Genomic DNA, 26,147 nt, shown 5'->3' on the forward strand with positions numbered 1-26,147 from the left:
ATGGAACTGGCCAGCCTGATCGGACGCCTCAACCCGGACAACCGCCGCGCCCTCGAACGGGCCGCGCAACGCTGCCTGCAACGGGGTCACCATTACGTCGAAATCGAACACCTGCTGCTGGAATTGCTGGACATCGAGGGCGGCGACTTCGCCTGGCTGCTGCCGCGTTTCGGCCTGGAGCGCGATGCCCTGACGGCGGAAATCAACAAGGCCCTGGAACTGTTCAAATCCGGCAGCACCCGCACCCCGGCACTCTCGGCACAAACCATCGGCCTGCTCGAAGACGCGGTGGTGCAGGCCAGTGTGCTTGGCCTGGAGAGCATCCGCTCCGGCTTGCTGCTGCTGGCCTTGCTTGATCGCGATGAACGCCGCAGTCTGCTGCTCAACAGCGCCTCATCGCTGTTGAAAATCCCCCGGGAAGCCTTGCGCAGCAACCTGCTGGAATGGACCGAAAACTCCCGCGAACACGTCGGCGGCACGCGGCCGGTCAATGCCGGCAATGCGCAGCCGAAACAGGATTCGGTCCTCGATCAGTTCACCCAGGACCTGACCGCCGATGCCCACGCCGGGCGCATCGACCCCATCGTCGGCCGCGACGGCGAGATTCGTCAGTGCATCGACATCCTGCTCAGGCGTCGGCAGAACAACCCGATCCTGGTCGGCGCGCCGGGGGTGGGCAAGACGGCGGTGGTCGAAGGCCTGGCCTTGCGCATTGCCGCCGGCGACGTGCCGCCGTCGTTGCAGGAAGTCAGCCTGCGGGTACTCGACCTCGGTCTGTTGCAGGCCGGTGCCGGGGTCAAAGGCGAGTTCGAGCAACGGCTCAAAGGCGTGATCGACGCGGTGCGCGGCGCCGACAAACCGATCATTCTGTTCATCGACGAAGCCCACACCCTGATTGGCGCTGGCGGCGCGGAAGGTGGCAGCGACGCGGCCAACCTGCTCAAACCGGCGCTGGCCCGTGGCGAGTTGCGCACCCTGGCCGCGACCACTTGGCTTGAGTACAAAAAATACTTCGAGAAAGACCCGGCCCTCGCCCGACGTTTTCAACTGGTGCAAGTCGAGGAGCCGGACGAAATCACCGCCGTGGAAATGCTCCGTGGCGTGGCCGCGAAACTGGAACAGCACCACGGCGTGCAGGTGTTGGATGCGGCGATTCACGAGGCGGTGAAACTGTCCCACCGCTACATCTCCGGGCGCCAGTTGCCGGACAAAGCCATCAGCGTGCTCGACACCGCCTGCGCCCGGGTCGCCCTCGGCCAGCACGACGTGCCGCCACCGCTGGAGAGCCTGCGCCATCGCCAGCAGAGCCTCAAAGACGAAGTCGAACGCCTGCGCCGCGAACAGGCCACCGGGCTCGATCACCGAGAACGCATCACCCTGCTGGAAACCGAATCCGTGGGCAACGTGCAGGCCATTCGCGAACTGGAAACCCGCTGGAACGAAGAGCGGATCGCCGTGCGCGAACTGCTGGACACCCGTCGCGAATTACTCACTTTGAGCGAGCGCGCCGACTACGAAAAACCAGACGAAGCCACCGACAGCCGCATCGATCATCTGGCCGCCGAACTGGTACGCCTGGAGGCCGGTCTGGACGCCATTCGCCAGGACGACCCGTTGGTGCCGGAACAGGTCGACGGCAAAACCGTGGCCGCCGTGATCGCCGGCTGGACCGGCATCCCGGTGGGTAAAATGCTCGCCGACGAAGCCCACGCCGTGCGCACCCTCGGCCAGCGCATGGGCTTGCGGGTCATGGGCCAAAGCACCGCGCTCAATACCATCGCCCAGCGCCTGCAAGCCTACCGCGCCGGCCTCACCGACCCGCAAAAACCGGTCGGCGTATTCCTGCTGGTCGGCCCTACTGGCGTGGGAAAAACCGAAACCGCCTACGCCCTGGCCGATGCGCTGTATGGCGGCGAACGCAACCTGATCAGCATCAACCTCTCCGAATACCAGGAAGCCCACACCGTCAGCCAACTCAAAGGCGCCCCGCCCGGTTATGTCGGCTACGGCAGTGGCGGCGTACTCACCGAAGCGGTGCGGCGCAAACCCTATTCGGTGGTGCTGCTGGACGAAATCGAAAAAGCCCACCCGGACGTGCTCGAAGCCTTCTACAACGTCTTCGACAAAGGCGTCATGGAGGACGGCACCGGCCTGGTGGTGGATTTCAAAAACACCGTGATGCTCGCCACCAGTAATGTCGGCGCCGAGTTGTTGCTCGATACGCCGACCGCACTACTAGGCACCGATGCCTTCAACGAAGCGCTGCATAACGTGCTGCTCAAAGCCTTTCGCCCCGCGTTTCTGGCGCGCATGACGGTGGTGGCGTATCGGCCGCTGGATGAGACGACGCTGGAAGGGATTGTGCTGGCGAAGCTGGAGAAATTGCGCGGGCGCTACAAGGCCGCGACCGGCAAGCAGTTTGAGTTCGATGCCGGGATTGTGCAGGCGGTGTTGGCCAAGTGCAGTGCGGCCGGGGCAAGGGATGTTGAAAATGTGTTGATGACCCAGGTGACGGGGAAGTTGGCGGAGTGGGTGTTGGAGTAACAGTACTCATCTGAATGATCTGGGAGACTAATATGCCAAAAAATGAAGCAGTACAAAAAAATGTCGAGATTACAAAAGCGACTTGATTTTCAGGGAGAACAATCGATTTGCCATTTATAGAGCTGGCAAATCCACTCCCTCCAGATTGAGTATCACTCGTCAACATCAACAACTCACAACTTCACGGAGCAATCATGCCATTTAACATCATGACCCCTGCAGAGCTTGGTGGAGGCATTCGTCCATGGTTAAGTCTGGCCACCGTTCCAGGCATGCGCGTTTTTACCTCCAATGAAATTTATCAACGGCTCATTTACGATCAGGCTTACTTCAGCGGGCTGCAAATGGACTTGGTCAACCAAGTCCGCTACTTGTACGAGTTGGGCACCACTCAGGCAGGCAACACAGAGGGCGGAACGCTGGCTTTCCATGGCGGGCACGTTATCGTCAGAGACGGAGCAGCCCTGTATCAAACCTGGCAACAGGAATATCAACAGTTAACAGTGCCCTCGGGACAACGAGGTGCAGGCTTGAATTTGCCATCTTCTCATTACCCTGGGAACGCCAATCCTCAATATGAGCTTCGGCTCCCTTTGACCCCCCAACAAAACTGGGGAACTGTTCTTTTCGGGACTAACAATGGAGATTCCTGGTTTCAGGTGGAGGCTCACTCGGGCACAGCAGGAGACGGCATATCGGGTGCAGTCAGGTACATGAGCGATACATTGATGCACCTCTTCGACTACGTGAGTCATAAGGCTTCCAGTCAACAGGTCGGTCCTTGCGGTTACTCTGCGCACATGGAGACACTCAATCCGGTTGTCGTACAGTTAGGGTAATAAGCGAACGAATGAAAAAATGAGAAAGAAAAGGGACAGAAGAATCGGCAGAGTGAACTGACGGGGATCTTCAACAGGAGATTTGGCATGACTGAAATACACAAGGTTGGTCGTTACTCTGGCGGCGATGTGGCAATGACAGGGGCAAATCCTCTATACGCCACCTGGCTGGCGGCCAACCATGCCACAAACGGCGGGACCATTCCCGACCTGGCCAGTATTTGTCATGAGTCCTCTTCAGCTCGCCGCGCCCAGGCCGGTTCGGGAGCGTCCCATGGAACCTGTTTCGCCGTGGTCGAACATTTCGATGCCTCACGTGGCGTACTGATGTACAAATTCGGCGACAGCGCATTAAAGCTGGACCTCCTCGGAAACTACACCACCACGACCAAGAAGGTCGTCACGACCCTGCGCGGGCACGCGGAGATCAGTGCGTTGGTCCAGGCGATCAATAGCGTCGTCCTTCCGGATGGTGATTACAGCAACTTCGTCACCCGTATCTATATCGAACTAAGCCCCTGCCCTCTTTGTGCACCGCAACTCGGCCCCTATGTCGGTAATTCGGTATTGATGTACAGCTACGTCTATGGAAATGAGAGAGAGATGGATGGGTGGGTCAGTGATAACCAGGCTGCAATCCATGAAAGAGGTGGCACGTTCAGGTGGTAAGCCTTCCCCTTATCCACCCACTGAGGCCATTCAATGCCCCGCACCACCGACAGCAATACCAGCCTTTCCCTCACCGCCGCCTCGCTGTCGGCGCTTTACCCTGAGTCGCTGTCCGGCGACGAAGCACTCAATGCGCTGGGCACGCAAACCCTCAACGGTCTCAACGATGGCACTTCACTGACCCTGACCACCGCCGTCGCCACCCACGTCACCACCACCCTGCACAACGACGCCCTGACCCGTCCGATGGACGCGCTGGTCGCCGAAATCCGCCAGCTGCCCGCCGACGCGACCGCCGAGCGTTATCAACTTGTTCTAAGGCCATGGCTCTGGTGGCTGACCCTGGCCAGCAACAACCGCGTGTTCCAGAACCTCAGCACTTCAGACATCGTCACCACCATTTTCAAGGCCCACGCCTTCACCGACTTCAAACTCTCACTCACCGGCAGTTACACCCCGCGCGAGTACTGCGTGCAGTACGGCGAAACCGATTTCGCGTTTGTTTCGCGATTGCTGGAGGAGGAAGGGATTTTCTGGTTTTTCACCCACGAGGACGGCAAGCACACGCTGGTGCTGGGTGACAGTAACGATGCGTTCGTGCCGATCCCCAATGGCCCCAAGGTGAGCTATCTCGGTCAGCAGTTGGGCGAACGTGAACTGCATGGCATTCGCTCCGGACAGGTCTGCGTGCAGGCGGTGGCCGGGGTGTATCGGGCGACGGATTACGAGTTCACCACCCCGACCACTTCACTCTACGGCCAGGCCGAAGCAGTGGCCGGGCCGCGTTCAATGTACGAGCATCCGGGCGGCTATAACGCCAAGGCTCGGGGTGATGCGTTGACCAAGCAACGGGTCGACGGGTTGCGCAGTCAGGAGAAGCGTTTCGTCGGTGAAAGTGACTGTCGCTGGTTGGTGCCGGGGCATTGGTTCACCCTTGCGGGCCATGATGATGCGAATCTGAATATCGATTGGGTGGTGACGGCGGTCACCCACGAAGCCAGTCACGAACATTATCGCAATCGCTTTGAAGCGATTCCCAAAGCCACGCCGTTCCGCCCGGCACGGACAACGCCCAAACCACGAATGCACACTCAGACCGCCATCGTCGTCGGCAAATCGGGCGAAGATATCTGGACCGACGAATACGGCCGGATCAAGTTGCAGTTCCCGTGGGATCGCGACGGCCAGAATGACGAAGCCAGTTCCTGCTGGGTGCGGGTGGTGTTGCCCTGGAGCGGCAAGGGTTTCGGCATGCAGTTTGTGCCACGGATCGGCCAGGAAGTGATCGTGACCTTCATTGACGGCGATCCGGACCGGCCGCTGGTGACCGGTTGCGTCTACAACGGTGACAACGCCCTGCCCTACGCACTGCCGGCGAATCAGACCCAGTCCGGGATCAAGACCCAATCGTCCAAGGGCGGCGGTGGCTTTAACGAGTTGCGCTTCGAGGACAAGAAGGACGCCGAAGAGGTGTTTTTGCAGGCGCAGAAAGATCTGAAGATCAACGTGCTCAACGACACCACCGCCACTGTCGGCCACGACGAAACCCTGACGGTGCAGAACGCCCGCACGCGCACGGTGAAAGAAGGCGACGAGACCGTAACCCTGGAAAAAGGTAAACGCAGCGTGACCATCCAGACCGGCAGCGACAATCTCGATGTGAAGGACAGCCGCACGGTGACCGTGGGCGCTGACCAGACCCACAGCACCGGTGGCAATTACACGCACAAGGTCACCGGCGATTACAGCCTGACGGTGGACGGCAACCTGACCATCAAGGTGACCGGCACCCTGACCCTGCAAAGCGGTGGCAGTTTCACGATCAAGAGTGGTGCGGATCTGGCGGCCGAGGCCAGTACTTCGATCAGTCAGAAGGCCGGTACGTCCCTGAGCAATCAGGCCGGCACCTCGCTGGAGAACAAGGCCGGCACGACCATGACCAACGATGCCGGAATCAGCCTGACCAACAAGGGCGCCGCTTCGCAGACCGTGGATGGCGGCGGCATGTTGACCATCAAGGGTGGTCTGGTGCAGGTCAACTGATGAGGAGATCCCATGGCCATCACGCCGCTGAACGTGCAGCAGAACGATAAACAGCTCAAAGGCCGCTTGCTCGATGGCCAGCTCGACGGTGCGCTGAACATCAAGGATGACGGCCGCGCACAAGCCGATTTGCACTACAGCCAGGGCGAGCTGCAAGGCACCACGCTGCTCTACCACCCCAATGGCAAGGTCTCGGCGCAGCTGCCGTTTGTCCGTGACAAATTGCAGGGGATCGCCAGTTTCCATGCCCCCGAAGGTTGGCTGCAGCGCAAGGCGACTTACCGCCGAGGGCTGCTGCATGGGGAGGCGTTCAATTACTTTCCCGACGGGCAACTGGCGGAAGTCGAGTTCTACCGCGATGGGGTGCGCGAGGGGCGCTATCAGCGCTTTCATCCCAATGGCAAACCGGCGGTCGAAGCCCGTTATCTGAATGGTCAGTTGCTGGAGCCGGAACAGGGTTTCGCCGCCGACGGGCGACCACTGGATGCCGATGGCAAACCGATCTCAAGGGTGCGCTGGTGGTTCAGGCGCTGGAGTGATCCCGAGCAGGCCTAAACTATGTAGCAGCTGGCGAAGCCTGCGTTCGGCGGCGCAGCCGTCGCAAACCCTGAATGCGGGGTATTCCTGGCACACCGAGGTGGCTGATTTCACGACGGCTTCGCCGCCGAACGCAGGCTTCGCCAGCGGCTACAAGGTTGTGGGCGTCAGGGAATCAGCATCTGCATCTGCCCCGGCATGACGATCTTGATCACCCCGGCCCAGTTGCACATCAAGGTGCTGTTGGCGTCGATGGCCGGCATGCCGCCCAGCAGCAGGGTCGGCGCGCCGCCGGGGATCCAGGGGGTGGCGGTGGCCGGGATGCATGGCATTGGGGTAAGCACACCCAGCGCTGCGGCGGTGGCGGCCGCGACCATCGGGTTGGCCATGCTCATGCACGTGCCGAACGGCATGACGTTCACCAGCGGGATGTGGTCCATGATGTTCGCCGCCGGCATACCTGCGGTCATCGTGCGATTCACCGGCAGCACGTTGAGAACCGCCGGCGCCGCGCCGAAACTGCATTGCAGGGTCGCGGTGGCGCAAACTTGCGGACAGCCCATGTCGATTCTCCTTCCTGGAATCCCTACCCCCTGAACCATAGTCCGCCGAGCCTGTTCGCGCACATCAGGAACGCTGATTATCCGGCAACACGCTAACCTATAAGACCGTGCCGCGCTTGTGGCCACCCCGGCGCGCCATTAGATTAGCCAATGATGTCTGGCCTCCAAAATAAGCAGAAGGGATAAGCATGGCGCTTACTGACCAGTCCACCCGTATCCGCTCCGGCGAAGAACTCGATGCCAGTCTGATCGATCCGTACCTCAAGGCGCACATTCCGGGCCTGAGCGGCTTGCCGACAATCAGCCAGTTTCCGGGCGGTGCGTCGAACCTGACTTACCTGCTGGAATACCCCGAACAGGAATTCGTCCTGCGTCGGCCGCCATTCGGTCACAAGGCCAAGTCGGCCCACGACATGGGCCGCGAATTCCGCATCCTCAATCAACTTCGGGACGGTTTTCCCTATTGCCCCAAAGCCTACGTGCACTGCACCGACGAGTCGGTGATCGGTGCCGAGTTCTACGTGATGGAGCGGGTCAAGGGCATCATCCTGCGCGCCGAACTGCCACCGGAACTGGGCCTTGATTCAGCGAAGACCGAAACCCTGTGCAAGAGCTTCATCGACAAGTTCGTCGAACTGCACCGGGTCGACTACAAGGCCTATGGCCTGGGCGACCTCGGCAAACCCGAAGGGTATGTCGCGCGGCAAATCAAAGGCTGGAGCGAGCGCTACGAAAAAGCCCTGACCCCGGACGCGCCGAAGTGGGAAGCGGTGAAGGCCTGGCTCAACGACAAGATGCCGGCCGATCACCCGACGTCGAGCATCGTCCACAACGACTACCGCTTCGACAACGTGATCCTCGACCCGAACAACCCGATGCAGATCATCGGCGTGCTGGATTGGGAGTTGACCACCCTCGGCGACCCGCTGATGGACCTGGGCAATACCCTCGCCTACTGGATCGAAGCCGACGACCCGGCGCCGGTGCAACTGATGCGTCGCCAGCCAAGCCACGCCCCCGGCATGCTCACCCGCCGCGAGTTCGTCGATTACTACGCCGAGCGCGCCGGCATCCAGATCGACAATTTCGACTTCTACTACACCTACGGCCTGTTCCGTCTGGCCGGTATCGTGCAGCAGATCTACTACCGCTTCTTCCATGGCCAGACCCAGGACAAGCGCTTCGCGCAGTTCATTCACATGAACAAACTGCTGGAGCAGATGAGCTTGCAGGTCATCCAGAAATCCAGCCTCTGATCGCGGCTCTCTGATCGGGCCTCATAACAAGGAAAAATCATGTCCAAGACTCAGTTGTTCGACCTCGACGGCAAGATCGCTTTCGTCTCCGGCGCCAGCCGCGGCATCGGTGAAGCCATCGCCAAACTGCTGGCGCAACAAGGTGCCCACGTCATCGTTTCGAGCCGCAAGCTCGACGGTTGCCAGCACGTCGCCGACGCGATCATCGCCGCCGGCGGCAAGGCCACCGCCATTGCCTGCCACATCGGTGAGATGGAACAGATCACCCAGGTCTTCGCCGCCATCCGCGAACAATTCGGACGACTGGACATCCTGGTCAACAACGCCGCGACCAACCCACAGTTCTGCAACGTCCTGGACACCGACCTCAGCGCCTTCCAGAAAACCGTCGACGTGAACATTCGCGGCTACTTCTTCATGTCGGTGGAAGCCGGCAAGCTGATGCGCGAACACGGCGGCGGCAGCATCATCAACGTCGCCTCGATCAACGGCATCTCGCCGGGGATCTTTCAGGGCATCTACTCGGTGACCAAGGCGGCGGTGATCAACATGACCAAGGTGTTCGCCAAGGAATGCGCGCAATTCGGCATTCGTTGCAACGCTCTGCTGCCGGGTCTGACGGATACCAAGTTTGCTTCGGCGCTGGTGAAGAACGAAGCGATTCTGAACACCGCGTTGCAGCAGATTCCGCTCAAGCGCGTGGCGGACCCGAGTGAAATGGCCGGGGCGGTGTTGTATCTGGCCAGTGATGCGTCGAGCTACACGACCGGGGTTTCGCTGAACGTGGATGGCGGGTTCCTGTCCTGATTCGGTTCTGCGAATGAATCAAAGGCAGCCTCAGGGCTGCCTTTTTAGATTTCAGTACTCACCACTGATCGTTCCCACGCTCTGCGTGGGAATGCCTCACCGGACGCTCTGCGTCCGCTTTTTTGGGACGCGGAGCGTCCCTGGCTGCATTTCCACGCGGAGCGTGGGAACGATCAGAAAAGGGAATATTTATTCCATACAATTGCATTATGAGAATTTATATTCCATAAATAGCCCTCCTGAAAACAAAAACCAAAAGGACCCCGGCTATGCGCGAACTCGGTATCGGACTCATCGGCACAGGTTTCATGGGCCGCGCCCACGCCTTGGCGTTTCGCAATGTCAGCGCCGTTTTTGAATTGCCGCTGAAGCTCAAACTCGCCGCCCTGGCCGATGCTGATCCGCAGCGCGCCCGCCATTGCGCCGATGCCTGGGGCTTCGAGACAGCGCACAGTGATTGGCAACAGCTGATCGATGACCCCAAGGTCAACCTGATCGCCATTACCACCCCCAACCATCTGCACTACCCCATGGCCATGGCTGCCATCGCCGCCGGCAAACCGGTGTACTGCGAAAAGCCGCTGGCGGTGAACCTCGAACAGGCCAGCGCCATGCGTCTTGCCGCCAAAGCCGCGGGCGTGGTGACGCGGGTCGGTTACAACTATCAACACAACCCGATCATCGGCCTGGCTCGGGATTTGATTCAAAACGGCGCGCTGGGACAGGTCATCAGTTTCCAGGGCGAATTCAGCGAAGACTTCATGGCCGATCCGGTTTCACCCTGGTCCTGGCGCTGCGACGCCAATTACGCCGGTGGTGCCTTGGCGGATCTGGGCAGTCACTTGCTGGCCATGGCCCGTTATCTGCTGGGCGATGTCCAGGCGGTGAGCGCCGACACCCAGACCGTGCATGCGCAACGTCCCGTGACGGTGGGTGGCCAGGAACGACGTGAGGTCGCAGTCGACGATCAGGTCCACGCGTTGCTGCGCTTCGCCAACGGCGCGCGAGGGACGTTCAGCAGCAGCTGGCTCAAACACGGTTACAAGAATCACCTGCGTTTTGAAATCAGTGGCACCCAAGGCACCCTGGCGTTCGATCAGGAACGCTTGAATGAACTGCGGCTGTATCGCACCGGGCAAGGCGGCTTCCAGCGATTGCTGGCGGGGCCGGACTTGCCGGGCTATGCCGCTTTCAGCCCGGCACCGGGGCACCAGTTGGGTTACAACGAACTCAAGACCCTTGAGGTGCATGAGCTGGTGATGGCGCTGGCCGGCCTCGGTCAGGACGGGACTGATTTCGAGCAGGCATGGGAAGTCGAACGCCTGGCGACGGCGATTCGTCTGGCGGCACGGGAGTCGCGGTGGGTCAGGATCGAGGAAGTCTGAAGGCCACCTCAGACCCTACCCGCCAGTTGAACAGAGCGTCACTGGCGGCACACCCGATCCGGCCTACTGAGTGACGCAACGGGTCAGGGTCGTGGTCCGGGTCACCTGCCCTTCAGCCCTCATATTACCCTGCACATCGGTGCTTTCGGTGGTCGAACAGGTACGAACCGGTGGTGGTGGCGGAGCAGCCGGTGGCGGAGGCGGCGGACTGGCGCAACCGCCCAGAATCGCCGCGCAGAGTGCGAGTGACAGTGGCGAGAAAACACGCATCTCGAAGATCTCCACAATTGCGGCGGCACTTTGCGCGCTGCCTTGTGAAGATTACGACCGCCGAGGGCTCTGATAGTGCGAATGAATCGACTGCCGGGACCGGAAGCTCAAAAGGTCGCTTAGGGTTTGTAACGTGCGCTGATTTATTTCAGCGCGCGTCGGCATGTCAAGCCGCGAGCTCACCACTGGCAATCGCATCCGAAGCCGCCAGCATCGCCCGCAACAACACCGCACACCCGGCCGCCAGGTCATCCGGCGCAGCGTTTTCGATTTCGTTATGGCTGATGCCGCCTTCGCAAGGCACGAAGATCATCCCGGCCGGGCCGAGTTCGGCGAGGAAGATTGCGTCGTGCCCCGCCCCGCTGACGATGTCCATGTGCGACAGCCCCAGCCCTTGCGCCGCGCCGCGTACCGCTTCGACGCAGCCCTTGTCGAAATACAGCGGCGGAAAATCGGCGGTGGGGGTCAGTTCGAAGGTCAGGCCGTGTTCCTCGCAGGTGGTTTCGATGACCTGGCGGACTTCGGCGATCATTGAATCGAGTCGCGCCGGCTCCAGATGACGGAAGTCCAGGGTCATGCGCACTTCGCCAGGAATCACGTTGCGCGAGCCAGGGTAGGCTTGCAGGCAGCCGACAGTGCCGCAGGCGTGGGGTTGATGGCCGAGGGCGGCGCGATTGACCGCGCCGACGATCACCGCGGCGCCGACCAGCGCATCCTTGCGCAGGTGCATCGGTGTCGGACCGGCGTGGGCTTCGACGCCGCGCAGTTTCAGGTCGAACCATTTCTGCCCGAGGGCGCCCATCACCACGCCGATGGTTTTGCGCTCGTCTTCAAGAATCGGGCCTTGCTCGATGTGCGCCTCGAAATACGCCCCCACGGCATGGCCACTGACCTTGCGCGGGCCGGCATAGCCGATGGCGTTCAGGGCTTCGCCGACGGTCACGCCCTCGGCATCGACCTTGGCCAGGGTTTCCTCAAGGGTGAATTTTTCCGCGAACACGCCGGAGCCCATCATGCACGGGGCGAAGCGCGATCCTTCTTCGTTGGTCCAGACCACCACCTCCAGCGGCGCCTCGGTTTCCACCCCCAGGTCATTGAGGGTGCGCAACACTTCGACCCCGGCCAGCACGCCGAAGCAGCCATCGAACTTGCCGCCGGTGGGCTGGGTGTCGATGTGGCTGCCGGTCATCACCGGTGGCAGGTTCGGGTTGCGCCCCGGACGGCGGGCGAAGATGTTGCCGACGGCGTCGATGCTGACGGTGCAACCGGCCTCCTCGCACCACTTCACGAAAATGTCCCGGGCCTGGCGGTCGAGGTCGGTCAGGGCCAGTCGGCAGACCCCGCCCTTGACCGTGGCGCCGAGTCTGGCCAGGTCCATGAGCGACTGCCACAGTCGGTCGCGGTTGATGTGCTGATGGGTGGACTGCAGAACGTCTACGGCAGCGTTCATGGTGATCTCCTCAGTTTTTCTTCTGATAGTTCCCACGCTCTGCGTGGGAACTCATCCATGGACGCTCTGCGTCCGCTTCTGGGACGCGAAGCGTCCCGGGCTACATTCCCCATGCCGAGCGTGGGAACGATCAAACAGCCGACTTCACAGCAGTAGGACTCGGCCGCATCACGCTCAACCCGTAATAAATCAGCCCACCAAGGGCCGAGCCGGTGAACCAGCCGTAACTGTAGAACCAGCTGAACGCGTCGCTGCCCAGCGACAGCAACGTCAACACCACCGGCACGCCGAAGGCGATAAAACCGAACCAGTTCCACGCCGGGTACACGTCGTCGCGGTAGAGGCCGGCCAGATCCAGCTCCTGTTTCTTGATCAGGAAGTAGTCCACCACCATGATCCCGGCGATCGGCCCCAACAGGCTGGAATAGCCCAGCAACCAGTTGGAATACACCGTCTCCAGGCTCAGATCCGAGACGATCAGCCCGAGCTTTTTCAGCAGCTCATGAGCCATCAGCGCTAACCCGACCAAACCCGTGAGCATCACCGCCGTGGTGCGGTTGATGTACTTGGGCGCGACGTTCTGGAAATCGTTGGTTGGCGACACGATGTTGGCCGCAGTGTTGGTGGACAAGGTGGCGATGATGATCAGCGCCATGGCCAGTGCGACCCAGACCGGGCTCTGGATATGGCCGATCAGGGTGACCGGATCAGAGACGGTGACGCCCACCAGTTTTACCGACGCGGCCGTCATCACCACGCCGAGGGAGGCGAACAGGAACATGGTCAGGGGCAAGCCGATGATCTGCCCGATGATCTGATCCTTCTGGCTTTTCGCGTAGCGGCTGAAGTCCGGAATGTTCAGCGACAACGTGGCCCAGAAGCCGACCATGGCCGTCAGCCCGGCGGCAAAGTAACTGGCCACGCCGGCCCCTTCCGGACGCTTGGCCGGGATCGCCAGCAGCTCGGTCATCGACACGTTCGGCATGGCCCACACCAACAGCCCCACGCCCACCAGCACCAACAACGGCGCCGAGAGGGTTTCCAGCCATTTGATCGAGTCCGCGCCACGAATCACCACCCACAGGTTCAAGGCCCAGAACAGCATGAAGCCGATCACCTCGCCAGTACCGCCGAGGGCCTTCCAGCCATCGAACACCGAGCCGAGAAACAGGTGAATCGCCAGCCCGCCGAACATGGTCTGGATGCCGAACCAGCCGCACGCCACCAGGGCGCGAATCAGGCATGGAATGTTGGAACCGAGAATGCCGAAGGACGAGCGCAGCAACACTGGAAACGGAATGCCGTACTTGGTACCAGGGAAGGCGTTCAGGGTCAGCGGGATCAGCACGATGATATTGGCGAACAGAATCGCCAGCAGTGCTTCGCCGACGGTCAGCCCAAAGTACGCGGTAAGTACGCCGCCGAGGGTGTAGGTCGGCACGCAGATCGCCATGCCGACCCATAAGGCGGTGATGTGCCATTTGTTCCAGGTTCGTTCGCGCACCTTGGTCGGTGCCATGTCGTGGTTGTATCGGGGACTGTCGAGGACATCGCTGCCGGCTTCGAGCTCAAACAAGCCGTCGCGCTCGGTCACTTGCGATCTGATCTGTTGCATGGCCGCTCCACTGTTCTTTTGATTATTTTTGCTCATCGGAGGCTGGCGCAATGCGCGCGAGCCGGACGATGGCCGGAGAAACTGACAACTTTTACGGACCGGCCAAGGTGTCAGCGGCGGCATCAATAAACGTGCCGGGTGCCCCGCTTGCGCCTCGGGCAGTGCCATAAAACCTTGCTAACCAACTGATGTTAATCAACTTTATTTATCCAACCCGCGAGTCCCCGGTGAGTTGCCAGGCCACTCAGGCCGAATGCCAGGCAAGTTGTCCGAACAGTCAGGACTCAATCTGGTGCGTCGATGTTTTTTTGCAAGGTTGCGCATCAACCATAGACCATTCTCAAGCGGCTGATTTCACATAGAAAATCTTGACCATATTTCGAACCTGTCAAGTGCGTCAAAATGGTGAACAGCCTCACCATTTTGGTGATTATCATTTTTTATCCTTATTTATCATCAAGTTAAAACAGTAATAAGCTTATAAAAAATATTCTTGCTCAATCCATAAACTGCAGCTAGCGTCTATTCTTGACAGCACTGACAGGAATACACCGATTGGTGTCTGCTTCATATAAAACATCTAGAACCGGCAATAGTCGGTCATGCCTGCGAGGAACTCGGAATGTCTCTGTTGATCCGTGGCGCCACCGTTATTACCCACGATGAAAGTTACCGCGCCGACGTCTATTGCGCCGACGGCGTAATCAAAGCGATTGGTGAAAACCTTGATGTTCCCGCCGATGCGCAAGTGCTCGACGGCAGCGGCCAATACTTGATGCCCGGTGGCATCGACCCGCACACGCACATGCAACTGCCCTTCATGGGCACGGTGGCCAGCGAAGATTTTTTCAGCGGCACCGCGGCGGGATTGGCCGGTGGCACCACCTCGATCATCGACTTCGTGATACCCAACCCGCAGCAATCGTTGATGGAGGCCTTTCATCAATGGCGCGGCTGGGCCGAAAAGTCAGCGTCGGACTATGGCTTCCACGTCGCCATCACCTGGTGGAGCGAACAGGTCCGCGAGGAAATGGCCGAGCTGGTCAGCCATCACGGGGTCAACAGCTTCAAGCATTTCATGGCCTACAAGAACGCGATCATGGCCGCCGACGACACCCTGGTGGCGAGTTTCGAGCGTTGCCTGGAATTGGGCGCGGTGCCGACCGTGCACGCGGAAAACGGCGAGCTGGTCTATCACCTGCAACGCAAGTTGATGGCCCAGGGCATCACCGGGCCGGAAGCGCACCCGCTGTCGCGCCCTTCGCAGGTCGAAGGTGAAGCCGCGAGCCGGGCGATCCGCATTGCCGAAACCCTTGGCACGCCGCTGTACCTGGTCCACGTCTCGACCAAGGAAGCCCTCGACGAAATCACCTACGCCCGCGCCAAAGGCCAACCGGTTTACGGCGAAGTGCTGGCCGGGCATCTGCTGCTGGACGACAGCGTTTACCAACACCCGGACTGGCAAACCGCCGCCGGTTACGTAATGAGCCCGCCGTTCCGTCCTCGCGGCCATCAGCAAGCCCTTTGGCATGGCCTGCAAGCGGGCAACCTGCACACCACCGCCACCGACCACTGCTGTTTCTGCGCCGAGCAAAAAGCCGCTGGCCGTGACGATTTCAGCAAGATTCCCAATGGCACCGCCGGTATCGAAGACCGCATGGCGGTGCTGTGGGATGAAGGGGTGAACACCGGGCGTTTGTCGATGCAGCACTTCGTTGCCCTCACCTCCACCAACACCGCGAAGATCTTCAACCTCTACCCGCGTAAAGGCGCGATCCGTGTCGGTGCCGATGCCGATCTGGTGCTGTGGGACCCGGAAGGCACGCGGACGATTTCAGCCAAGACCCATCACCAGCAAGTCGACTTCAACATCTTCGAAGGCAAGACCGTGCGCGGCGTGCCGAGTCATACCATCAGCCAGGGCCGAGTGGTGTGGGCCGATGGCGATTTGCGCGCCGAGCGTGGCGCGGGTCGGTATATCGAACGGCCGGCGTATCCGGCGGTGTTTGATTTGCTGAGCAAGCGGGCTGAGGTGAATAAGCCGACAGCAGTGAAACGCTGAACCTGTACTCCCGACCCGATCGTTCCCACGCTCTGCGTGGGAATGCAGCCCGGGACGCTCTGCGTCCCATTGGAACGCGGAGCGTCCCTTGAGGCATTCCCACGCAGAGCGTGGGAACGATCAGCCCACCAGAGGCAGTACCTCAAATAACCGTGAGGCCAACACCGTGATCAAGACCCTGAACCACCTCCCGCATCCCCATGAGGACGCGGCCGCCCTCGCCGGCCATTTCACCGACCTGGCACCGCCACTCAACGAGCGTCAGGCGCACCTGGAAGCCTCGCGCTGCCTGTATTGCTATGACGCACCCTGCGTGAATGCGTGCCCAAGCGACATCGATATTCCGTCGTTCATCCGCAATATCCATCAGGAAAACGTGCAGGGCGCCGCGCAGAAAATCCTCTCGGCCAACATCCTTGGCGGCAGTTGCGCCCGGGTCTGCCCGACAGAGATCCTCTGCGAGCAAGCCTGCGTGCGCAACAACGCCCAGGAATGCGCGCCGGTGCTGATCGGCCTGTTGCAACGCTATGCCGTGGACAACGCGCACTTCAGCGAACACCCGTTCCAGCGCGCCGCCGCAACTGGCAAGCGCATTGCTGTGGTCGGTGCCGGCCCGGCCGGTTTGTCCTGCGCGCACCGCAGCGCCATGCACGGCCATGACGTGGTGATTTTCGAGGCACGGGAAAAGGCTGGCGGTCTCAACGAGTACGGGATCGCCAAGTACAAACTGGTGGATGATTACGCGCAGAAGGAGCTGGAATTCCTGCTGGGGATTGGCGGGATCGAGATTCGCCATGGGCACAAGCTTGGCGAGAATCTGACCCTCAGCGAACTGCATCAGCAATTCGACGCGGTGTTCCTCGGCATCGGCCTGGCCGCCAGCAAACAATTGGGCCTGGCCCATGAAGATGCCCCCGGCCTGCTCGCCGCCACCGACTACATCCGCGAACTGCGCCAGGCCGATGACCTGACGCAACTGCCACTGGCCGAGCGCTGCATCGTTCTTGGTGCCGGCAACACCGCCATCGACATGGCCGTGCAAATGGCCCGCCTCGGTGCCCGGGACGTGAATCTGGTGTACCGCCGTGGCGTCGACGACATGGGCGCCACCGTTCACGAACAGGACATCGCCAAGGCCAATCAGGTGCGGCTGCTGACCTGGGCGCAACCTGAAGAGGTGCTGCTCGACGATCAGGGCCACGTGCGCGGCATGCGCTTCGCCCGCACCCGCTTGGTGGAAGGTCGCCTGCAAACCACCGGCGAAACCTTCGAACTGGCCGCCGACGGGATCTTCAAAGCCATCGGCCAGGCTTTCGACGCCGCTGCCCTCGCCGATCCGCTGGCCCGTGAACTCAAGCGTCAGGGCGATCGGATTCAGGTCGATGAACAGCTGCGCACCAGCATTCCCGGCGTGTATGCCGGCGGCGATTGCACCAGCCTCGATCAGGACCTCACCGTGCAAGCCGTGCAGCACGGCAAGCTGGCCGCCGAGGCCATCAACGCTCAACTCATGCTCAACGTGGAGGCTGCGTAAATGGCCGATCTTTCGATTGTCTTCGCCGGTATCAAAGCCCCCAATCCGTTCTGGCTGGCTTCCGCGCCGCCCACCGACAAAGCCTACAACGTGGTCCGCGCGTTCGAGGCCGGCTGGGGTGGTGTGGTCTGGAAAACCCTGGGTGAAGACCCGGCGGCGGTCAACGTGTCGTCACGCTACTCGGCGCACTTCGGGGCCAACCGTGAAGTGATGGGCTTCAACAACATCGAGCTGATCACCGACCGCTCGCTGGAGATCAACCTGCGGGAAATCACCCAGGTCAAAAAGGACTGGCCGGACCGTGCACTGATCGTGTCGTTGATGGTGCCCTGCGTTGAAGAGTCGTGGAAAAACATCCTGCCGCTGGTGGAAGCCACCGGGGCCGATGGCATCGAACTGAATTTCGGTTGCCCCCACGGCATGCCGGAACGGGGCATGGGCGCGGCGGTCGGCCAGGTGCCGGAATACGTCGAGCAGGTCACTCGCTGGTGCAAGACTTACTGCTCGTTGCCGGTGATCGTCAAACTCACACCGAACATCACCGACATCCGCATGGCTGCCCGTGCCGCGCACCGTGGCGGCGCCGATGCGGTGTCGCTGATCAACACCATCAACTCGATCACCAGCGTCAACCTGGAACGCATGGTCGCCAATCCCGCCGTCGGCAGCCAAAGCACCCATGGCGGTTATTGCGGTTCGGCGGTGAAGCCGATTGCGCTGAACATGGTCGCCGAAATCGCCCGCGACCCGCAGACCCAGGGCTTGCCGATCAGCGGCATTGGCGGCATCGGCAGCTGGCGCGACGCGGCGGAGTTCATTGCCCTGGGCAGCGGCTCGGTGCAGGTGTGCACGGCGGCGATGCTGCATGGCTTCCGGATTGTCGAGGAGATGAAGGACGGTTTGTCACGCTGGATGGACAGTCAGGGTTACGCCAGCGTGTCGCAATTTTGCGGGCGTGCGGTGGGCAACACCACGGACTGGAAGTACCTGGACATCAACTATCAGGTGATTGCCAAGATTGATCAGGAGGCGTGCATCGGCTGCGGTCGCTGCCACATCGCTTGCGAAGACACCTCGCACCAGGCGATTGCCAGCCTCAAACAGGCCGACGGCACGCACAAATATGAAGTGATCGATGAGGAGTGCGTGGGCTGCAACCTGTGCCAGATCACCTGCCCGGTGCAGGATTGCATCGAGATGGTGCCGGTGGATACGGGCAAGCCGTTTCTGGATTGGAACCATGATCCGAGGAATCCCTACCATGTCACGGTCTGAACGCAGCGTTGCCTGAACTGACGCCTTCGCGGGCAAGCCTCGCTCCTACAATTTAATGTCGAGCCACATCAAATGATCGACGCTAAATCTGTAGGAGCGAGGCTTGCCCGCGAAGAGGTCGGCAGCCGCACCACCAACCTCAAGGCTCCAACCCGATCCCGCGCAAGATCACACTGGTCACCGTCTGCACCGCCCGTTCGAACTGCATGTCCGACAACGGCTGATGATCATTAAGAATGTTCACCTGGTGATCGAAGTCGGCGTAGTGCTGGGTCGAGGCCCAGATCATGTACAGCAGGCTGGAAGGCTCTACCGGCAGGATGCGTTTGTCTTCCACCCACTGGCGGATTTTCGCTTCTTTCATCTTGGCCCAGTCGTACAGGCTCGCGTCCAGTTTCTCACCCAGGGTCGGCGCGCCGTGGATGATTTCGTTGGCCCAGACTTTCGAACCGTACGGCCGGCTGCGGGAATGGTTCATCTTGGCGCGGATGTAGCTGCTGAGTACCACGCGCGGGTCATCGAACATCTCGAAGCACAGGGCGTCCTGCTTCCAGACCTCCAGCAAACCCAGGAGCACCGCGCTGTACAGCTCGCTTTTGGTGCTGAAGTAGTAATGCAGGTTGGAGCGCGGCAGTTGCACTTCGGCGGCGATGTCGGCCATGGCGGTGCCGCCGAAGCCTTTTTCGGCGAAGACCTTTTCGGCCGCCAGCAGGATTTTTTCGACATTACTGCGACGAATCTCGATCTTGTGATTGCCCATGAGGGCTCCCTGACAACAGCGTTGATCAAGACTAGCATCCGCTCTACGTCGCGGCGACAGGGGAAAACGAAACTTCGTACAGCGGTCTGGCGGCAGGTAAACGGGCCGCCTTACGCCAACAACTGACTCAACACCGCGCGCAACTTGCCGGGCTTCACCGGTTTGTTCAGCAAGGGCGCCTCGAGTCGCTGCAAGGAGCGCCGACACTGATCGGTGCGGTCTGCGGTGATGATCACCGCCGCAATCGCCTGGCCGAAATGCTCGCGCAAATGCCGGACCACCTCGCAGCCCACCACCCCGTGATCGAGGTGATAGTCCGCCAGAATCAGCTCCGGCGCCTGCCCTTGCAAGGCCACCAGCGCGGTCGCCTCATCGGTGGCGGTGACCACCTCGCAGCCCCACTGCCCGAGCAGCGCGCTCATGCTTTCAAGAATGCTGACTTCGTTGTCCAGCACCAACAGACGCCGCCCCGGCAACGGGTTGCCGGTACTCGGTTGCGGCGCGGCCTGGCTGATCGGCAGTGGAATCTCATGGGAAATCGGCACCTCAATGCTGAACATCGAACCGCGCCCCGGCAATGAATAAACCTGAATTCTGTAGTCGAGGATATTGGCGATGCGTTCGACAATCGCCAGCCCCAGCCCCACGCCCTTGCGATCGGCGGCGCGCCCGACATCCAGTTGGTTGAATTCGAGGAAGATCGAGTCGAGACGATCCGCCGGGATCCCGCGCCCGGTGTCCCAGACCTCAATACGCAGCGCGTCGCCCCGGCGCCGGGCCCCCAGCAGGATGCTGCCTTCGTCGGTGTAGCGGCAGGCGTTGCTGAGGAAATTGCGCAGGATTCGGGTCATCAAGCGCAAGTCGGTATGAATGGCGTAATCGCCCATGTGCACCCGCAGGTTCAACCCGGCGGCCGCCGCCACCGACTGAAACTCCGAGACCAGCGGCCCGAACAATTCGTCGAGGCGGTACAGGGCGATGTCCGGCTTCACCGCGGCCTGATCGAGTCGGGAAATATCCAGCAGATCGGTGAGTAAATCTTCGGCCCCTTCCAGCGCTTGGTGAGTGCGCTCCACCAGCACCTGTTCGACGTCGGGCAAGTGGCGCTCGCGCAAGGTCGAGATCAGCAAACGCGCGGCGTTGAGCGGTTGCAGCAGGTCGTGACTGGCGGCGGCGAGGTATTTGTCCTTGCTGCGATTGGCGGCCTCGGCGGCATCACGGGCATCGCGCAAGGCTTCGGCGATCTGTTTACGCTGGGTGATCTGCTGTTGCAGGTTGCGGTTGGCTTCCAGCAACTCGTTGGTGCGCGCGGTGACCCGCTGCTCCAGTTGGTCATTGAGCTGTTGCAAACGCTCCTGGGCCTGTTTTCGCTCGGTGATGTCGGCGACAAAACCCTCCACCAGGCCTTGCTGATCCGGTTTGAGCAGCAGATTCATCAACACGTCGAGGACGCTGCCGTCCTTGCGCCGCAGCTGAGTCTCATAGCCCAGCAGGCTGCGCTCGTGCTGGAGGATTTCGCCGATGCGTTCCAGCTCCTGCGCCCCACCGACGAACAGCTTGCCCGCCAGGTCCGTCAGGGAAAACAACACCTCCTGCGGGTCGTGATAACCGAGCATCCGCGCCAGCGCCGGGTTCGCGGCGCGCATGCCTTCTTGCAGGCTGGCCTGGAAGATCCCGTGCACCGCGTTTTCGAACAGCCATTTGTAGCGGTTGCGTTCGGTTTCCAGCTCGTCCAGGCGCGCGGCGAGTTCCGGGTAATGACTCTTGCGCGCCGAGTGATTGCCCAGGCCGAGCAGCCCGGTCAGCGCCCGTTGTTGTTCGTCAGAGGGCTTCGCCATAGACGACCTCGACGTCGCGCAGACTGGACTCGCGCGGGTTGGTAAGGATGCAGGGGTCATCCATGGCATGTTGCGACAGGAACGGAATGTCCGCCGTACTCACCCCGTGCAGGCCCAGGGTTTCGTGGAAGCCGATGGCGTGTTTGAGGGCGATCAGGTGGTTGACCAGACGCCCGCAGATCTGCCGGTGGTTCAGGCCGCGACAATCGATGCCGAAGGTTTCGGCAATCACCTTGAAGCGCTCCGGCGCCGAGCTGTAATTGAACGCCACCACGTGTTCCACCAGCACCGCGTTGCACAAACCGTGGGGCAGATCGAGGAATCCACCGAGGCTGTGGGACATGGCATGCACCGCACCCAGAATCGCGTTGGAAAACGCCAGCCCGGCCTGCATGCTGCCGAGCATGATTTTTTCCCGCAGGGCGATGTCGTTCGGGTTGGCGATCATTTGCACCAGATTGCCGTTGATCAGCCGCATCGCTTCCAGCGCATGCGGGTCGGTCAACGGCCCGTGACCGGTGGAGACGAAGGCTTCGATGGCGTGGACCAACGCGTCGATGCCGGTACAGGCCGACAGGAACGGGTCCATGCTCAGGGTGGTTTCCGGGTCGATCAGCGACACGTCCGGCACCGCGGCCTTGCTGACGATGGAGAATTTCATGCGTTCCTGCTGATTGGAGATGATCACGAACTGCGACACGTCGGCCGACGTGCCGGCGGTGGTCGGGATCAGGATCAGCGGCGGGCTGGGCATACGCAGGGTGTCCACGCCCTCGAATTCAAGGATGTTGCGCCCGTGGGCGACAACGATGCCGATGCCCTTGCCGCAATCCATCGGGCTGCCGCCGCCGACCGCCACAATCACATCGCAGTGATTCTCCCGGTACCGCTCGGCGCCGAGCATGACTTCTTCGATCCGCGGGTTGGGCGAAACGTCGCTGTAAACACAAAAATCGATACCCTGGGCTTGCAGGCTGGCCTCGACATCGGCGACCCAGCCGGCGGCGATCACACCGGGATCGCTGACCACCAGCACCTTGCGGGCACCGAAGGTCTTGGCGTAGTTGCCGACGTTGTGCCGACAGCCGGCGCCGAAGATGATTTCAGGCGAAACGAATTTACGCAGTTGACTGAGATTCTGGCTCATTGGAAAGCCTGTTTCTTATTGTTTTGAAGGTAAAGCCACACTAACGCATCCGGCTGCGAATGCAATCAGACCAATGGGTAACCACTGCCCGGGATGCACTTGGATTTTGCATTCACCGAAGATCCGGCACATTCGATATCTCTATTGCCTGACACACCGCTTTCGCGGGCAAGCCCTAATGCCAGTCAGTTAAGCGAATCCCCTGTAGGAGCGGGCTTGCCCGCGAAGACATCGGTACAGTCAACATTGATGTCGCCTTAAACACCGCTTTCGCGGGCAAGCCCGCTCCTACAAAGTGATTTGTGCTGTTCGATTTATCCGCGAAAGATCAGCCGCGAAGCCTTTTCATTGCGCAAGGTCAGGTGTTCCATGCCCTGCCCCGGCGCGTCGGCTTCGTCCCGAGCCTTGAGAATAACGCTGTGGTGCGGTGACTTGCTGCACACCGGGTCGGCGTTGCTGGCGTCGCCGGTGAGCATGAACGCCTGGCAGCGGCAGCCGCCCAGGTCCTTGTGTTTTTCATCGCAGGAACGGCACGGCTCTTTCATCCAGTCATCGCCACGGAAACGGTTGAAGCCGAAGGAGTCGTTCCAGATGTGTTCGACGCTGTGCTCGCGCACGTTGGGAAACTGCACCGGCAACTGCCGTGCGCTATGGCAAGGCAACGCCGTGCCGTCCGGAGTGATGTCGAGAAACAGGTTGGCCCAGCCATTCATGCAGGTTTTGGGGCGTTCTTCGTAGTAATCCGGGGTGACGAAAATCAGTTTGCAGGGGTGGCCGTCGGCTTCAAGCCGCTGGCGGTATTCATTGGTGATCCGCTCGGCGCGCTGCAACTGTTCGCGGGTCGGCAACAGGCCGACGCGATTGAGTTCGGCCCAACCGTAGAACTGGCAAGTCGCCAACTCGACGAAATCCGCCTCCAGTTCCAGGCACAGTTCGATGATCTGCGCGATCTGGTCGATGTTGTGCCGATGGGTGACGAAGTTCAGCACCATCGGGTAGCCCTGGGCTTTCACGGCCCGGGCCATGGCCCGTTTCTGGGCGAAGGCCTTGCGCGAACCGGCGAGCAGGTTGTTGACCGCTTCGTCGGCGGCCTGAAAGCTGATCTGGATGTGGTCCAGCCCGGCGACCTTGAAATCGCGCACCTTCTGTTCGGTCAGGCCGATACCCGAGGTGATCAGGTTGGTGTAGTAACCCATGTCCCGCGCGGCCTTGATCAACTCGGCCAGGTCCTGGCGCACCAACGGCTCGCCCCCGGAGAAACCCAGTTGCGCGGCGCCCATCTCCCTGGCCTCGCGAAACACCCGAATCCACTCTTCTGTGCTCAACTCCTCGCCCTGTTGGGCGAAATCCAATGGGTTGGAGCAATACGGGCATTGCAGCGGGCAGCGATAGGTCAGCTCCGCCAACAGCCACAACGGTGGGCCGGGTTGCTGCTCGATCGCGTTCACAGGGCGATCCCCCGATGCCAGACCCGCTCGGCGGTGACGGTGTGATACGGCGGGCGGTCCAGCTCATAGGCCATGCTCATCGCGTCGAGCATGCTCCACAGCACATCAAGCTTGAACTGCAGAATCTCCAGCATGCGCTGCTGACCCTCGACCGTGACGTAATGCGCCAGGGTGATGCGCAAACCATGCTCGACATCGCGCCGGGCCTGGCTCAGACGCGTACGGAAATAGTCGTAACCGGCCGGGTCGATCCATGGGTAATGGCTGGGCCAGGCGTCGAGCCGAGACTGATGGATCTGCGGCGCGAACAGTTCGGTCAGCGAACTGCTGGCCGCTTCCTGCCAACAGGCGCGGCGGGCGAAATTGACGTAGGCGTCCACGGCGAAACGCACGCCCGGCAGCACTAGCTCTTGCGAGAGGATTTGTTCGCGATCCAGCCCCACTGCTTCGCCCAATCGTAGCCACGCTTCGATGCCGCCTTCACTGCCGGGGACGCCGTCATGGTCGAGAATCCGTTGCAGCCATTCCCGGCGCACGTCGCGATCCGGGCAGTTGGCGAGGATGGCGGCATCCTTGAGCGGGATGTTCACCTGGTAGTAGAAGCGATTGGCGACCCAGCCCTGAATCTGCTCACGGGTGGCGCGCCCGGCGTACATCGCTTGGTGGAATGGGTGGTGGATGTGGTAATAGGCGCCTTTGGCGCGCAGGGCCGCTTCGAATTCGGTGGGGGTCATGGGGGTGTCAGTCATTGCGGTTCTCCGGATTTCGCGGTGTTTGGCCTGGCCCCTTCGCGGGCAAGCCTCGCTCCTACGGGTTCTGTGCTGGCCATGAAATTCGCGTGCGACGTACCCCTTGTAGGAGCGAGGCTTGCCCGCGAAGAGGCCATCCGCTACAGCACGATATCCATGCCGTCATAAGCCACTTCAATCCCCCGCCGCTCCAGCAACGCCCGCTCGGCCGAGTCTTCATCGAGGATCGGGTTGGTGTTGTTGATGTGGATCAGCACCTTGCGCTGGCGATTGAAGCCCTCCAGCACTTCGAGCATCCCGCCGGGGCCGCTTTGTGGCAGGTGGCCCATTTCGCGGCCCAGGCTCTGGCCGACTTCACATACGCGCATTTCATCGTCGCGCCACAGCGTGCCGTCCAGCAGCAGGCAGTCGGCGCGCTGCATCCAGCTCATTACCTCGGCATCGACCTGCCCCAGCCCCGGCGCATAGAACACCGATGCACCATTGCGCAGGTCTTCGATGAACAGGCCGATGGTGTCCCCCGGCTGCGGGTTGCCCCGATTGGGGGAATACGGCGGCGCGTTGCTGACCAAGGGAATCGCACGAATTTGCAGGTGTGGGCAGGCCGCGATGCTGAACGGTTCGCGGTCCAATTCGATGGGTTGCCACTGCAAGCCACCGTTCCAGTGCTTGAGCATGGTGAATAACGGAAAACCGCTGCTCAGGTCGTCATGCACCCGCTCGGTGCACCAGACCGAATGCGGACAGCCTTCGCGCAGGCTCAACAGGCCGGTGCAATGGTCGATCTGACTGTCCAGCAGCACGACGCCGGCAATCGCCGTGTCACGCAGGCGTCGGGCCGGTTGCAGCGCCGGGAAGCTCTCGAGTTGCGCGCGAATGTCCGGTGAAGCATTGCACAGCACCCACTCCACACCGTCGTCGCTCAGGGCAATGGAAGACTGCGTGCGGCGTTGCGCGCGCAGGTTGCCGCTGCGCATGGCCGCGCATTGACGGCAGTTGCAGTTCCATTGCGGAAAACCGCCGCCGGCGGCGGCACCGAGAACGCGGATGTGCATGGCAGGCTCCAGAAAGCAGGCCCGGCCAACGCGACGGCTGACCGGGCGATCCATCAACGGTTGGCGAAGTACATCGTCACTTCGAAGCCAATGCGCAGATCGGTAAACGCGGGTTTATGCCACATGGGTCAATCCTCTTCTTGTGCCGGACGATTCCGGTAAAGCCATTAATGCACGGGGGGCGAGACGACCGAATGCTACTTTCGAAGGAGGCGGCGGCGTGCATTGGTAGGGGGCGCGCAGATCTTCAGCACCACACAAAACCCTGTAGGAGCGGGCTTGCCCGCGAAGGCGGTGTCAC

The 26,147-nt window shown here is 61.1% G+C and carries 21 protein-coding genes; 11 read left to right on the forward strand and 10 right to left on the reverse strand.

The window, feature by feature from the left end:
• The 5 genes from tssH (at position 1) to HCU66_RS11390 (ending at position 6,650) form a co-directional block, all read left to right on the forward strand.
• A complete protein-coding gene (tssH, locus tag HCU66_RS11370) occupies positions 1-2,544 on the forward strand; it encodes a type VI secretion system ATPase TssH (RefSeq protein ID WP_205888579.1) in 2,544 nt (847 codons plus the stop codon).
• 194 nt (positions 2,545-2,738) lie between these two features.
• Positions 2,739-3,383, forward strand: a complete 645-nt coding sequence (locus HCU66_RS11375; protein WP_205888580.1) for a hypothetical protein — start codon at positions 2,739-2,741, stop codon at positions 3,381-3,383.
• 87 nt (positions 3,384-3,470) lie between these two features.
• Positions 3,471-4,052 carry a hypothetical protein gene (locus HCU66_RS11380; RefSeq protein WP_205888581.1) on the forward strand — a complete coding sequence of 194 codons (582 nt, stop codon included), beginning with the start codon at positions 3,471-3,473 and terminating at the stop codon, positions 4,050-4,052.
• A 33-nt stretch (positions 4,053-4,085) separates the two neighbouring features.
• On the forward strand, positions 4,086-6,095 hold the full coding sequence (locus HCU66_RS11385) for a type VI secretion system Vgr family protein (RefSeq protein ID WP_205888582.1): 2,010 nt from the start codon (positions 4,086-4,088) through the stop codon (positions 6,093-6,095).
• A 12-nt stretch (positions 6,096-6,107) separates the two neighbouring features.
• Positions 6,108-6,650 (forward strand): toxin-antitoxin system YwqK family antitoxin, encoded by a 543-nt coding sequence (locus HCU66_RS11390; protein ID WP_205888583.1) that lies wholly within the window; start codon positions 6,108-6,110, stop codon positions 6,648-6,650.
• Between the two features lie 149 nt (positions 6,651-6,799).
• Here the strand turns inward: HCU66_RS11390 and HCU66_RS11395 are convergent, their stop codons facing one another.
• The gene (locus tag HCU66_RS11395) at positions 6,800-7,195 is read right to left on the reverse strand and encodes a DUF4280 domain-containing protein (RefSeq protein WP_205888584.1); all 396 of its coding nucleotides are present in this window, start codon (positions 7,193-7,195) and stop codon (positions 6,800-6,802) included.
• Between the two features lie 188 nt (positions 7,196-7,383).
• Here HCU66_RS11395 and HCU66_RS11400 point away from each other — a divergent pair, with 188 nt between their 5' ends.
• From HCU66_RS11400 to HCU66_RS11410, 3 genes are all read left to right on the forward strand, one after another.
• Positions 7,384-8,451, forward strand: a complete 1,068-nt coding sequence (locus HCU66_RS11400; RefSeq protein ID WP_205888585.1) for a phosphotransferase family protein — start codon at positions 7,384-7,386, stop codon at positions 8,449-8,451.
• 39 nt (positions 8,452-8,490) lie between these two features.
• The gene (locus tag HCU66_RS11405) at positions 8,491-9,258 is read left to right on the forward strand and encodes an SDR family oxidoreductase (RefSeq protein WP_018929676.1); all 768 of its coding nucleotides are present in this window, start codon (positions 8,491-8,493) and stop codon (positions 9,256-9,258) included.
• A 269-nt stretch (positions 9,259-9,527) separates the two neighbouring features.
• A complete protein-coding gene (locus HCU66_RS11410; RefSeq protein WP_205888586.1) occupies positions 9,528-10,643 on the forward strand; it encodes a Gfo/Idh/MocA family protein in 1,116 nt (371 codons plus the stop codon).
• A gap of 436 nt (positions 10,644-11,079) precedes the next feature.
• On the opposite strand, the gene HCU66_RS11415 is transcribed toward HCU66_RS11410, so the two are convergent.
• Both HCU66_RS11415 and HCU66_RS11420 read right to left on the reverse strand, forming a co-directional pair.
• The gene (locus HCU66_RS11415) at positions 11,080-12,363 is read right to left on the reverse strand and encodes a Zn-dependent hydrolase (RefSeq protein ID WP_205888587.1); all 1,284 of its coding nucleotides are present in this window, start codon (positions 12,361-12,363) and stop codon (positions 11,080-11,082) included.
• A gap of 130 nt (positions 12,364-12,493) precedes the next feature.
• On the reverse strand, positions 12,494-13,978 hold the full coding sequence (locus tag HCU66_RS11420) for an NCS1 family nucleobase:cation symporter-1 (protein ID WP_205888588.1): 1,485 nt from the start codon (positions 13,976-13,978) through the stop codon (positions 12,494-12,496).
• A gap of 622 nt (positions 13,979-14,600) precedes the next feature.
• Here HCU66_RS11420 and hydA point away from each other — a divergent pair.
• The 3 genes from hydA to preA all read left to right on the forward strand — a co-directional run bounded on the left by hydA (position 14,601) and on the right by preA (position 18,849).
• Positions 14,601-16,040 (forward strand): dihydropyrimidinase, encoded by a 1,440-nt coding sequence (gene hydA / locus HCU66_RS11425; RefSeq protein WP_205888589.1) that lies wholly within the window; start codon positions 14,601-14,603, stop codon positions 16,038-16,040.
• A 166-nt stretch (positions 16,041-16,206) separates the two neighbouring features.
• The gene (locus HCU66_RS11430; protein ID WP_205888590.1) at positions 16,207-17,574 is read left to right on the forward strand and encodes an FAD-dependent oxidoreductase; all 1,368 of its coding nucleotides are present in this window, start codon (positions 16,207-16,209) and stop codon (positions 17,572-17,574) included.
• Positions 17,575-18,849 carry an NAD-dependent dihydropyrimidine dehydrogenase subunit PreA gene (gene preA / locus HCU66_RS11435; RefSeq protein ID WP_205888591.1) on the forward strand — a complete coding sequence of 425 codons (1,275 nt, stop codon included), beginning with the start codon at positions 17,575-17,577 and terminating at the stop codon, positions 18,847-18,849.
• 139 nt (positions 18,850-18,988) lie between these two features.
• On the opposite strand, the gene HCU66_RS11440 is transcribed toward preA, so the two are convergent.
• The 7 genes from HCU66_RS11440 to pqqA all read right to left on the reverse strand — a co-directional run bounded on the left by HCU66_RS11440 (position 18,989) and on the right by pqqA (position 25,971).
• Complete coding sequence (locus HCU66_RS11440) at positions 18,989-19,609, reverse strand: TetR/AcrR family transcriptional regulator (RefSeq protein WP_205888592.1); 621 nt, start codon at positions 19,607-19,609, stop codon at positions 18,989-18,991.
• Positions 19,610-19,719: 110 nt separating this feature from the next.
• The gene (locus HCU66_RS11445) at positions 19,720-21,447 is read right to left on the reverse strand and encodes a PAS domain-containing hybrid sensor histidine kinase/response regulator (RefSeq protein ID WP_205888593.1); all 1,728 of its coding nucleotides are present in this window, start codon (positions 21,445-21,447) and stop codon (positions 19,720-19,722) included.
• Entirely contained in the window at positions 21,431-22,594 is a 1,164-nt protein-coding gene (gene ercA, locus HCU66_RS11450) for an alcohol dehydrogenase-like regulatory protein ErcA (RefSeq protein WP_205888594.1), read from the reverse strand. The genes HCU66_RS11445 and ercA overlap by 17 nt, the downstream gene beginning before the upstream one ends.
• A gap of 314 nt (positions 22,595-22,908) precedes the next feature.
• The gene (gene pqqE, locus HCU66_RS11455; protein ID WP_205888595.1) at positions 22,909-24,042 is read right to left on the reverse strand and encodes a pyrroloquinoline quinone biosynthesis protein PqqE; all 1,134 of its coding nucleotides are present in this window, start codon (positions 24,040-24,042) and stop codon (positions 22,909-22,911) included.
• Positions 24,039-24,791, reverse strand: a complete 753-nt coding sequence (pqqC, locus tag HCU66_RS11460; protein WP_018929700.1) for a pyrroloquinoline-quinone synthase PqqC — start codon at positions 24,789-24,791, stop codon at positions 24,039-24,041. Before pqqC ends, pqqE begins: the two co-directional genes overlap by 4 nt.
• A gap of 140 nt (positions 24,792-24,931) precedes the next feature.
• Complete coding sequence (pqqB, locus tag HCU66_RS11465; RefSeq protein WP_205888596.1) at positions 24,932-25,846, reverse strand: pyrroloquinoline quinone biosynthesis protein PqqB; 915 nt, start codon at positions 25,844-25,846, stop codon at positions 24,932-24,934.
• A gap of 53 nt (positions 25,847-25,899) precedes the next feature.
• Positions 25,900-25,971: a pyrroloquinoline quinone precursor peptide PqqA gene (gene pqqA / locus HCU66_RS11470; RefSeq protein ID WP_081499480.1), complete on the reverse strand. Its 72-nt coding sequence runs from the start codon at positions 25,969-25,971 to the stop codon at positions 25,900-25,902.
• Positions 25,972-26,147: the final 176 nt, after the last annotated feature.

It is taken from the genome of Pseudomonas frederiksbergensis, assembly GCF_017114915.1.
In the GTDB taxonomy this organism is placed as follows: Bacteria; Pseudomonadota; Gammaproteobacteria; order Pseudomonadales; family Pseudomonadaceae; genus Aquipseudomonas; species Aquipseudomonas frederiksbergensis_I.